11 protein-coding genes are annotated in these 11,712 nt (G+C 37.2%); 5 read left to right on the top strand and 6 right to left on the bottom strand.

What is annotated here, in order from left to right:
• Window positions 1–58: 58 nt before the first annotated feature.
• From V7183_RS16455 to V7183_RS16445, 3 genes are all read right to left on the bottom strand, one after another.
• Window positions 59–193: a hypothetical protein gene (locus V7183_RS16455; RefSeq protein ID WP_255257320.1), complete on the bottom strand. Its 135-nt coding sequence runs from the start codon at window positions 191–193 to the stop codon at window positions 59–61.
• Window positions 194–205: 12 nt separating this feature from the next.
• Window positions 206–343, bottom strand: a complete 138-nt coding sequence (locus tag V7183_RS16450; protein ID WP_170958169.1) for a hypothetical protein — start codon at window positions 341–343, stop codon at window positions 206–208.
• 98 nt (window positions 344–441) lie between these two features.
• Window positions 442–1,065 (bottom strand): trimeric intracellular cation channel family protein, encoded by a 624-nt coding sequence (locus V7183_RS16445; RefSeq protein ID WP_097894647.1) that lies wholly within the window; start codon window positions 1,063–1,065, stop codon window positions 442–444.
• A gap of 92 nt (window positions 1,066–1,157) precedes the next feature.
• Here V7183_RS16445 and hflX point away from each other — a divergent pair, with 92 nt between their 5' ends.
• The 5 genes from hflX (at window position 1,158) to V7183_RS16420 (ending at window position 6,949) form a co-directional block, all read left to right on the top strand.
• The gene (gene hflX / locus V7183_RS16440; RefSeq protein WP_335360201.1) at window positions 1,158–2,435 is read left to right on the top strand and encodes a GTPase HflX; all 1,278 of its coding nucleotides are present in this window, start codon (window positions 1,158–1,160) and stop codon (window positions 2,433–2,435) included.
• Window positions 2,428–3,699 carry an aminotransferase class I/II-fold pyridoxal phosphate-dependent enzyme gene (locus V7183_RS16435; protein ID WP_335360200.1) on the top strand — a complete coding sequence of 424 codons (1,272 nt, stop codon included), beginning with the start codon at window positions 2,428–2,430 and terminating at the stop codon, window positions 3,697–3,699. The genes hflX and V7183_RS16435 overlap by 8 nt, the downstream gene beginning before the upstream one ends.
• 175 nt (window positions 3,700–3,874) lie before the next feature.
• Window positions 3,875–4,264: a transcriptional repressor GlnR gene (gene glnR / locus V7183_RS16430; RefSeq protein WP_097894650.1), complete on the top strand. Its 390-nt coding sequence runs from the start codon at window positions 3,875–3,877 to the stop codon at window positions 4,262–4,264.
• A gap of 48 nt (window positions 4,265–4,312) precedes the next feature.
• Complete coding sequence (gene glnA / locus V7183_RS16425; protein WP_335360199.1) at window positions 4,313–5,647, top strand: type I glutamate--ammonia ligase; 1,335 nt, start codon at window positions 4,313–4,315, stop codon at window positions 5,645–5,647.
• A gap of 234 nt (window positions 5,648–5,881) precedes the next feature.
• On the top strand, window positions 5,882–6,949 hold the full coding sequence (locus V7183_RS16420) for a pyruvate kinase (protein ID WP_335360198.1): 1,068 nt from the start codon (window positions 5,882–5,884) through the stop codon (window positions 6,947–6,949).
• 162 nt (window positions 6,950–7,111) lie between these two features.
• On the opposite strand, the gene V7183_RS16415 is transcribed toward V7183_RS16420, so the two are convergent.
• The 3 genes from V7183_RS16415 to V7183_RS16405 are packed head-to-tail and all read right to left on the bottom strand — an operon-like array spanning window position 7,112 to window position 11,513.
• Window positions 7,112–9,340, bottom strand: a complete 2,229-nt coding sequence (locus V7183_RS16415; RefSeq protein ID WP_335360197.1) for a transglutaminase TgpA family protein — start codon at window positions 9,338–9,340, stop codon at window positions 7,112–7,114.
• Complete coding sequence (locus V7183_RS16410; RefSeq protein ID WP_335360196.1) at window positions 9,337–10,551, bottom strand: DUF58 domain-containing protein; 1,215 nt, start codon at window positions 10,549–10,551, stop codon at window positions 9,337–9,339. Before V7183_RS16410 ends, V7183_RS16415 begins: the two co-directional genes overlap by 4 nt.
• Entirely contained in the window at window positions 10,551–11,513 is a 963-nt protein-coding gene (locus tag V7183_RS16405) for an AAA family ATPase (protein WP_335360195.1), read from the bottom strand. Before V7183_RS16405 ends, V7183_RS16410 begins: the two co-directional genes overlap by 1 nt.
• Window positions 11,514–11,712 lie beyond the last annotated feature (199 nt).

The following is an 11,712-nucleotide window of genomic DNA, read 5'->3' as shown; positions in this document are numbered from 1 at the left end:
ACTTATGGGACAGCCCCTTGTTTTATATAGAAGGAAATGCGATATAAGGTTTTGCATTCTATTTCGTGTTTTTTGTTTTTGCTCGTTGTTCTAATTTGGTTTTTGGACTTTGATCGGCTACGTCTGAAGCAAGTCCTTGTGGATTTACACTACTACTTTGTCCGCGATTACGGTTGTTATTTCCTTTTGCCATCTAATATCACCTCTATTGTTCTTTTGCTTTTTGTTGATATGCTTTATGATATCGCTCCATTTTCTCGCTTTTTTCGTGTGCAGAATTAGGATCATGGCCAAATTGATTGACAGAACTTTTTTGGGCCCCTTTGTTTACGTGGTTTGTCATTATATTCACCTCACTTTAAAGTTTAGTATGGACACTCTGAACAGAAAAAAACGTTGGAAAAGAAAAACCTCTTTACGTCATGTAAAGAGGTGGAATTACTATTTATGCAAGGAACGCTCTTTATTTTCTAAGCGTCTGTGCGGTAAATGCCATTTGTAATGAATGGAAATCATGCGTAGGCAAACAATCAAAATAAATAAGGTGTATAGAGCCCAGTCACTGACAATAATCTTGGCGCCGATTAAAAATCCTGCTAGAATCGTCCAAAATGCATATACTTCTGCACGAAGGACGAGAGGTTGGCGGCGTGCTAATAAATCACGAATGATTCCGCCACCAATTCCTGTTAAAACAGCTGCGACAATTGTAGCGCTAATAGGTAAGTTGAGCTTTTGTGCGTAAAGTGCTCCTTGTACAGCGAATGCCGATAAGCCAATGGCATCCGTAATGTTCTCCCATCGTTTCCAATGTGTGATTAATTTATTTGGAAATAGAAAGATAATTGTCATTGATAAGAGTGCAATTTGAAATAACATGTCTTGTTGCCAAAAAGCGTTGATTGGATAACCGATTAATAAATTACGAAGAGCACCTCCTCCAAATGCAGTTGCCATTCCTAAAATATATACTCCAAAAATATCGTAATCTTCTTCCATTGCGACAATCGCTCCGCTTAGTGCGAAGGCGATTGTACCGATGATGCTAAAAATCTCCCATGCCATGAATTTTCTCCCCCGCTAACTAGATGAAATGTGCTTCCTCTGCTATTATATTAGAAGGTTTAATTTTCGAAAAGGATGAGTGAGCATATTTGATGGAAGAAAAAGAAAAAGTCATATTAGTTGGCTGTCAATTGCCGCAAGATGATGATGAGCGGTTTATGCATTCTATGACAGAGCTTACGTCACTCGCAAAGACGGCGCGTGCAGAAGTTTTGGTATCTACAACGCAAAAACGTCCGAAATTTCATCCTGCTACTTATATAGGAAAAGGGAAATTAGAGGAACTTGCTGCACTGACTGAAGAATTAGAACCGGCTGTTATTATATTTAATAATGAGTTAACACCAAGTCAAATTCGTAATTTATCTTCTGTATTAGATGCAAGAGTAATTGATCGAACGCAACTGATATTGGATATTTTTGCTCAGCGTGCGAAATCAAGAGAAGGGAAGCTTCAAGTGGAGCTCGCTCAGTTGCAATATATGATGCCACGCCTTATGGGGCAAGGAGTAGCCTTATCGCGTCTCGGGGGTGGAATTGGTACGCGAGGCCCAGGTGAAACGAAGCTAGAAACAGATCGTCGTCATATTCGTTCGCGTATTGATGAAATTAAGAAACAACTCGCGGTTGTTGTGGAACACCGGAAAAGATATCGTGAGCGCCGAAAAAATAATCAAGTATTTCAAGTGGCATTAATAGGTTATACAAATGCTGGAAAATCGACGCTGTTTAACAGGTTAACAGAAGCTGATACGTTTGAAGAAAATTTACTGTTTGCAACGCTAGATCCAACAACGAGAAAAATGCAATTGCCTTGTGGTTACACCGTACTATTAACTGATACGGTAGGGTTTATTCAAGATTTACCTACGTCATTGGTTGCGGCGTTTCGCTCTACATTGGAAGAAGCCGGAGAAGCGGATGTGATTTTACATGTTGTTGATTCGGCAGATCCAAACTATGCAGGGCATGAGCAGACGGTAAAACAATTATTACAAGATCTTGAAATTGATCATATTCCAATTATTACAGTTTACAACAAAAAGGATAAATTACATCAGAATTTTATTCCGTTTCCAAAAAGTGATTTTCTTATGACCAGTGCTTTCGAGGAAGTAGATTTATTAAGGTTAAAAGGATCAGTAGAAACGAAGATGATGGAAACGATGGAACCGTATAAGGCTATGATTCCTCCAAGTGAAGGTAGATTATTAACGCTTGTAAAAACAGAAACGGTATTAACCGGGATGGAATTCAAAGAAGATGAATTTGTGTATGAGTGTACAGGGTATATATTTGCTCATTCCCCGCTGAATGGACAATTAAAGAGATTTTTAGTGGAAAAAGGAGAAGAGAATAACAATGTTTGATCGTTTGGAAAATGGAGCAAGAATCGCTCCGATTGTAAAAGAAGTGGAAAGTCAAATTGTAGATATACATAAACGTGTAGATGAAGTGATTGAGAGTAATCAATTTCGCGTATTAGAAAGTTTTCGTAAACATAAAATTAGTGATTCGCACTTTATCCCAACAACGGGGTATGGTTATGATGACATCGGCCGTGACACGTTAGAAAAAGTGTATGCTGATGTATTTGGAGCGGAGGCAGGTCTTGTTCGTCCGCAAATTATTTCAGGTACACATGCAATTTCAACAGCTTTATTTGGTATATTGCGTCCGAATGACGAGTTATTATATATAACAGGGAAACCATATGATACGTTAGAAGAAATTGTTGGCGTACGTGGTAAGGGTGTTGGTTCTTTCAAAGAATATAATATTGGTTACAATGCGGTTCCGTTAGCAGATGAAGGACGTGTTGATTTTAAAGCTGTACAAGCTGCCATCCATGATAAGACAAAAATGATTGGAATTCAGCGTTCAAAAGGCTATGCGAATCGTCCTTCATTTACTGTTGCGGAAATTAAAGAGATGATTTCATTTGTAAAGAAAATCAAGCCAGATGTTATTGTGTTTGTAGACAACTGTTATGGAGAGTTCGTGGAGGAGTTAGAGCCATGTCATGTTGGTGCGGACTTAATGGCGGGATCTCTTATTAAAAACCCAGGTGGTGGAATTGTAAAAACAGGTGGTTACATTGTTGGGAAAGAGCAATATGTAGAAGCTTGTGCGTATCGTTTAACGTCTCCGGGGATTGGAGCGGAAGCAGGTGCTTCTTTATATAGTTTGCAGGAAATGTATCAAGGTTTCTTCTTGGCGCCTCATGTAGCAGGACAAGCGCTAAAAGGAGCGATTTTTACAGCGGCATTTTTAGAAAAGCTAGGAATGAATACATCACCAACTTGGAATGCTGCAAGAACGGATTTGATTCAGTCTGTTCAATTTGATGATAAAGAGCGTATGGTTGCATTTTGTCAGGCGATTCAATACGCATCTCCAATCAATTCACACTTTACACCGTACCCGAACTATATGCCAGGTTATGAAGATGATGTTATTATGGCTGCAGGTACGTTTATTCAAGGTGCAAGCATTGAATTATCAGCAGACGGTCCGATTCGTGCGCCTTATGTTGCTTATGTACAAGGTGGATTAACTTATTCTCACGTGAAGATTGCGATTTGCTCTGCAATTGATGCGTTGATTGAAAAAAATCTATTAACAATTTTGTAAGGAAAAAGCTGTCGATCTCGACAGCTTTTTTGCATAGAAGCAGGTATTTGTGACATTTTAAAAAAAGAATAAAAAAATTTATAAAAAACGATGTAAGAAAAGCTAACATCTATTGACACTAAACATAACATGATATAGAATGAGAAGCAGTTAAGGCGAAGGAGGAACTGAAACAATGAAAGAAGATAGACGTTCTGCCCCGCTGTTTCCTATTGGTATTGTAATGGATTTAACACAATTATCTGCTCGTCAAATTCGCTACTATGAAGAGCACAATTTAATTTTCCCAACTCGTACAAAGGGAAATCGTAGATTGTTTTCATTTAACGATGTAGATAAGTTGCTAGAAATTAAAGATTTGTTAGATCAAGGCTTAAATATGGCTGGTATTAAACAAGTATTACAAATGAAAGAAAATCAAACAGAAGCAGTGAAAGTAAAAGAGGAAACGAAAGAAATTTCAAAGGCCGAGCTTCGTAAAATTCTTCGTGATGAACTGCAGCATACAGGCAGATTTAATCGAACATCATTACGACAAGGTGATATTTCAAGGTTTTTTCACTAAAGATTACTGATTCTGAAGGTGTTTAAAGGGACTAAGGAGGAATTTATAATGGCTAAGTACACTAGAGAAGATATTTTCCGTTTAGCGAAAGAAGAGAATGTAAAGTATATCCGTTTACAATTTACGGATCTTTTAGGAAGTATTAAAAACGTAGAGATTCCAGTTAGTCAGTTAACGAAAGCACTAGATAACAAAATGATGTTTGATGGATCTTCTATTGAAGGATTCGTACGTATTGAAGAGTCTGATATGTACTTATATCCGGATTTAGACACTTGGGTAATATTCCCTTGGACTGCTGAAAAAGGTAAAGTAGCTCGCCTGATTTGCGATATTTACAACGCTGATGGCACTCCATTTGAAGGTGATCCACGTAACAACTTAAAACGTATGTTGAAAGAAATGGAAGCACTAGGATTTACTGAATTCAACCTTGGACCAGAACCAGAGTTCTTCCTATTCAAAGTTGATGAAAAAGGAAATCCAACATTAGAGCTAAATGATAACGGCGGATACTTCGACCTTGCGCCAATGGATCTAGGAGAAAACTGTCGTCGTGATATCGTTCTTGAACTTGAAGAAATGGGCTTTGAAATTGAAGCGTCTCACCATGAGGTTGCACCAGGTCAACACGAAATTGACTTTAAATATGCAAACGCAATTCGTTCATGTGATGACATTCAAACATTCAAGCTTGTTGTAAAAACAATCGCTCGTAAACACGGTTTACACGCAACATTTATGCCAAAACCATTATTTGGAGTGAACGGTTCAGGTATGCACTGTAACTTATCACTATTCAAAAATGGAGAAAACGTATTCTATGATCAAAACGGTGATTTACAGTTAAGTGATGATGCGCGTCATTTCATCGCAGGTATTTTAAAACACGCACCAGCATTTACAGCGGTAGCAAACCCAACTGTAAACTCTTACAAACGTTTAGTACCTGGTTATGAGGCACCATGTTACGTAGCATGGTCTGCACAAAACCGTAGCCCATTAGTACGTATTCCAGCATCTCGTGGTGTAAGTACACGTGTAGAAGTACGTAGTGTTGACCCAGCTGCAAACCCATATTTAGTAATGGCAACATTATTAGCAGCAGGTCTTGACGGAATTAAAAATAAATTAACTCCGCCAGCTGCAGTAGATCGTAACATCTACGTAATGACAAAAGAAGAGCGCGAAGAAGCAGGTATCGTTGACTTACCAGCAACATTAGCGCAAGCATTAGTTACATTACAATCTAACGAAATCATCTGTGGTGCATTAGGTGAGCATTTACTTGAGCACTTCATCGAAGCAAAAGAAATTGAGTGGGATATGTTCCGCACGCAAGTTCACCAATGGGAACGCGATCAATATATGTCTCTTTACTAAGAGTGGGAAGCCTTGATACTACTGGTATCAGGGCTTTTTTACTACTAAAATTTACATTTATATTATTTCAACAAATTTAATAATATAAATTAACAAAGAACCTGTAAGTAACCATTTAGCAATCTTAAATTGATTGTGTGATCATAACTGCTAAATGTCACTGTAATTAATGTCTGTAAAGTGTCGTTTTTTCCTTTTTATTGGGAATTATAAATAAAAAGGATGGTGCAAAATATGACAATTGATCGAATTTGTACAATTGGACCGGTTAGTAATAATAAAGATACATTATCTCAGTTAATAAAAAATGGTATGAACATCGTGAGGTTAAATTTATCACATGGTTTACATGAAAGTCATAGGGAAGTAATTCGTTTAGTAAGATCATTAGATGATTCCATCAAAATTTTAGGTGATTTACAAGGTCCTAAGATCAGATTGGGTGCGATTGAGGGAGAGCGCATTACTCTTCAAACAGGAGCTACTTTTACTTTATACATGCATTCAGTTTCAGGAAGTAACGAGGGAGTAAGCGTTGATTATGCTGGAATTGTTAATGATGTAAAGGTCGGAAGTAGAGTTCTAATTAATGATGGAGAAGTTGAATTGGTTGTTGAAAAAATAAGTGCGGAAAAAATAGAGACGAAAGTAAAGGTAGGCGGTGATATTGCCTCTCATAAAGGGGTGAATTTGCCAGGTACAATTGTTAATTTACCAGCTATTACAGAGAAAGATAAAAAAGATATTCAGTTTCTTTTGGGAGAGGACGTAGAGTTTATTGCGTGTTCATTTGTTCGACAAGCTTCTCATATAAAGGAAATTCGAGAATTTATACACCTAAAAAAAGAAACTTCTCCCAACTTAATTGCTAAAATTGAAACAATGGAAGCTATCGAAAATTTTCAATCTATATGTAAAGAAGCAGAGGGAATTATGATTGCAAGAGGAGATTTAGGGGTGGAATTACCGTATCAATTTATCCCGCTTCTACAAAAAATAATGATTCAAGAGTGTAATCATACAAATACATATGTAATTACGGCAACCCAAATGCTACAATCTATGGTGGAGAATTCTATTCCTACAAGGGCTGAAGTAACCGATGTGTTTCAAGCCGTACTAGATGGGACAAATGCTGTCATGCTTTCTGCTGAAAGTGCAGCAGGGGATCATCCGATTGAAAGTATTGAAACATTGCGCATAGTTTCTGAATTTGCTGAGTATGTAAGAAAAGATGTGCCTTTTAATATGGGAGATATGCTGAAATTATTACATAAGTCTTTTTCTAAAGTAAAGTTTTAATCAGTGGGGGATGAAGAAAACCCCCACCGGTTAAAGTTTCAACTTATCCCGCTATTTGCGGTCAGTAAGATCCCTACCTTAAAATTTGATGAAAACAAAGAAGTTAGGTGGGAATCGGGATGCTTATAAAAGTCTGATTCATTCAAACAGGGCATTTTTCAATCAAATTACCGTATCGAATTCATTTGACTTGGGCGGAGAGGATGCTTTTTTTATGAGTTTTTCCCATAATTGTACAGATTTGTTCCATTCCGATGCGGCATGATTTTTTTGATAAATAGCATTTTCAAAACTAAGAGTGAGTTTTTGCATATCAGTCGAATTGTAAAGGGTATCTACATGGATTGCATATTCTCTCAATGTTTGACTCTCATTGCGGGGAATGCCGTTTCTCGCCAGTTGTTTTAAAAGTGCGTTGTATGCCTTTGAATAAACAGCATCTCCCTTTCGGTATTTATAGAAGAAAAGGATAAAAAATGCGAACCACTTTATTCTAGTAGTAAAGAGGACATAGCTAAGTATGCTCATTGATATAATACAAAGGAACAAATACCACCATGAAAACGTTTTTTTTGAATCGACAATCTTTCCGTTAGATGGAACTTCCGTATTCTCTATTACATTCTTTTGTTTTACTCCTTCGTTTTGCTGGGGAATCTCTTCGTTGCTAGGTACCGTGGTTGCGCTATTTTGTGAGGCGGGAGCTGAAGTATCGTGTGTGAAGTTATACGGATTGTTAAAACCTTTTGTTGGTTCGAACGGGACCCATCCGTATCCCGGAAAGTATACTTCCACCCAAGAGTGAGCATTTTTATTAGTGATTGTGTAAATGTTCTTATACTCTGAATCAGTCAATTTGTTTTCAAGAGTGCCTCCTGTATATCCTTTCACCCAGCGTGAGGGAATTCCGATAGAGCGAAGTAAAACAATCATAGATGTTGAAAAATTATTACAGTATCCGCTTTTTGTATCGAAGATAAACTGATCTGTATAATCTTGATCCTTTCCGGGAACCTTAACATGTTCTATTTCATATACAAAGGAATTATCTGCGAAGTAGCTTTCGATAGCTAATACTTGATCATATCGATTGTTTTTATCTTTTGTAAGATTTATCGCCAAATCTTTTACCCTCTTTGGTAATGAGTCGGGTAGTTGTGTATACTTTGCTATGAAATAAGGGCTTGCCTCTAGACCCTCCGCTGCTTTTACAGCTTTTAAGTTTTCAGTAGAAAAATAAGGAGTCTCATAAGCTACCTTGTATTTGTTTAAGGTAGTGGAATAATTGTCTTTCATCACATAGATTTTTTCTGAAAAGGGATCTGCACTGAATGATGCATTAGAAGTAGCCTCAACCGATACTAATCCTGCGGGATAAATAAGGTGAGGGTAGTCTTTTTGCATGGTGATAATCGCTTCGGTAGTTTCCGTTTTTGTATTAGGCTCATACCAACTCACTACGTTGTTTTTATTCTTAAAAGAAATTTTTTTTGGAGTTTCAGAAATTTCCCAACCCTTTCCGGTATAAAAGTCTTTTGTTTCCACTCTCCAATATTGACTGTTTTGCATTTGCGCCGTGAAAACAATTGTGTCGTCCCATTTAAAAGGACCGCCTAATTGAGAGTCATCCATACTGTAACCAGATTTGCTGATTTCTGTTTCCTTATTAGCTGAAGGTGAATCAAATTTTAAGAAAGTATCAATATTAGACCATTGAGGACCAGGTTTTGGAGCGAAATATCCAAGGGTTATCGCAAGTATAATAGATACAGCAGTCGGTACGAGTAATCTCGGTGCAAATTTGGTGTACTTTTGTAGGTTTTCGGACGTTTTTATGCGCTCAGTATGGAGAAGACTGAGCATGAAAAAACCAGTTATAATTGTACGGATAATCGCTCTATTCATGTCGTGTAATCCGGATATATCAAAAATTGTGATATAAATAATGGTTAAGGTAAGAAATAAGAGCCCACGTTTTTGGCGAATAATCCAATAGAGGATGAGGAAGCACAAAAACCAGAGCACTAGAAAAAATAAGAAGGTCTGAAAGACTTTGGAAAGATCCCACCAGTTTGCTTGAAAGAGAAGAGTGATATTACGAGAAAAATCAGACAAGAATTCTATCAACCAGGCAGGATGAATAAAGCTTCCCTTATAATCTACTGAATGAATCATAAATAAGATGGCTACAATCTTTATAGAAATTTGAAATCGCACTTGAAAAAAAGAGAGAACGAAGCAAATTCCTATAAATCCTGTAAAGAGATTCAGTCTTACCATGTCTGTAACTTCTATAAGTGGCCTTAACCATTCTAATAAAATGAGAAAACCGAATATGTGCATTAGGAAACTACTAATATCTCGTTTATTATTTGAAGGTAATGTTCTCATTTGCTCACCCCAAAAAATACATTTGCATAATGATTCCCATAAACCGCTTTCACAAATATTTTTCGTTTTCGCAGTGTTTCGAGTACGTTTAGCTCCCGATTTGAGAATTGATGTGCTTTTTCTTTGACGACAAATATCATGAGCCTACTGTTTTTCATTGACATACTTTCAGCAATTTTTTGAATATCGGGAGAAAGATTACTTGTCACAAGTACGAATGTTATTGGTTGATAGATTTTCTTTAACTCCATTTCTATAGTTTGAGAGAGCGGGAACATATTGTCTGCTTGTACTTTTGCTAAATGACAGAAAATTTGTTGTAATTGTGTCTCTGCATGATGTAAAGAGAAAATGGTTTGTTCTTTTCCGGTGGATATGAATGATGTTTGTGAATCATGTTTTAAGATAGATCTCAAGAGAGAAGCTGTAAACGTAACAACTAATTCAAACATGGGAGAGGGCGTTCTGTCCATAAAAATTACGGCATCATGACTTCGCTGTTGCTCAAACTCTTTTGTCATAATGTTGTTTTTTCGAGCAGTTGCCTTCCAATCGATCCATGAAAAACGGTCACCGGGTTTATAGTCTCTGACACCAGCTGAAATTGTCGCATCTCTTGCTACATTCACATTTGAGGAAAGCGTTCCTTGTTCGAAATAGCTTTCCACTTGTCTATAAGTTATGTCTATATATTGAGGATAAACTAAAAATTTATCGGGAACTGAAAAGGTTGTCTCTTTTTCAATAATCCCAAATACATCACCAGTTTTTACACGTACACTCGAAAAGTTGTGTTCCCCTCTAGGGAGTGCGTCGATTGCGTATTGATATGAAATATTTCGTTTGAATCCTGGAAATAATAATACTTTTGCTTTTTTTGATTGTTTGCAGTTTTTGAATCCCATAGGTAGTACTTCTTCTACAATTAAATAAAACAAGGGAAAGGGGATTTTTCGCTTTATTGTAATAGTGCCTAAAAATTGCTGTCCGGCCGTGTACTCCTTTTGATCTGTTATGCGTCTCACCTCGGCGTTCCATAGGGCACAAAAGGGAAACAGTAATGAATAAAGACCGAAAGGAATAAAGCTGTAAAATAGAAACCAACTTACGAATTCTCCTTGTAACATGGTGTATAGAAATGTTAAAGCAATGAATAAAACAATTACCGATAGCTTTACGACGTTATGAACTACTCGTAATAGCTGTTTCATCAGGAGTTTTTTGCCTTTTGAGCCGGAACTGGAGTCCGGGCGAGAATTTTTGTAATGATACTTTCTGGTGTTATCCCTTCAAATTTCGCCTCTATTTTTAAAATGAGTCTGTGGGACAAAACATATGGCGCTAAAAATTTAACATCATCAGGAATGACATAGTCCCTGCCATTTATGAGCGCATATGCCTGTGATGCTTTCATTAAAGCAATGGAACCACGCGGACTAGCTCCTAATTGAACGGAGTTATAAGAGCGGGTTTGATTAACGAGTTTTACGATGTAGTGCTTGATGGCTTTGGCCGTATATATTTCCCGTATGTTTTGTTGTAAGTGTAGTAATTCTCCTATTGTAATAACAGCTTGTAGATGAGAAATAGGCTTTGTTTTTTCTGTACGGTTTAAAACTTCAAACTCTTCTTCCGGTGTGGGATAGCCCATTTTTAACTTTAGTAAGAAGCGGTCAAGCTGAGCTTCTGGTAAAGGATATGTTCCTTCATACTCAATTGGGTTTTGTGTAGCTATTACAAAAAATGGTTTCGGTAAAGGTCTTGTTATCCCATCTACTGTTATATTGCCTTCCTCCATACTTTCAAGCAAGGCTGATTGCGTTTTCGGTGATGTACGGTTAATTTCATCAGCTAGTACAATATTTCCCATAATAGGTCCTGACATAAATTTGAATTGTAATTCTTTCGGATTATAAATAGAAACACCTGTTACATCTGATGGCAGTAAATCAGGAGTGAATTGAATCCTTTTGAAATCTGCATCGATGGATTTGGCAAGGGCATGTACCATCATTGTTTTCCCAACACCTGGAACATCTTCTAATAGTACATGACCTTCAGCTAAGAGAGCCGCCAAGATCAGGGTAATTTCCTTTCGTTTTCCAACCATCACCTTCTCAATATTATTGATTATCTTTTCTACAACTGGATGCAAAGAATCGAGTTGCGTCATCGTACCCCTCCCAATTTCATTTTCTTTTTCTAGTTCATTCAATTAATCCCACTATTTGCGGGCAGTAAGACCCTCATCTCAAAATCCGGAGAAAACAAAGAAGTTTGGTGGAGTCGGGCTGCCTGTAAAAAACCGATTGGTTTAACTAATGATTAGTGGGGGGATGAAGAAAAAACCACTGATTAAGGTTTCACTTTAT

Source organism: Bacillus sp. JJ1127 (genome assembly GCF_036965845.1).
In the GTDB taxonomy this organism is placed as follows: domain Bacteria; phylum Bacillota; class Bacilli; order Bacillales; family Bacillaceae_G; genus Bacillus_A.
This window is presented reverse-complemented; position numbering and strand designations above follow the sequence as displayed.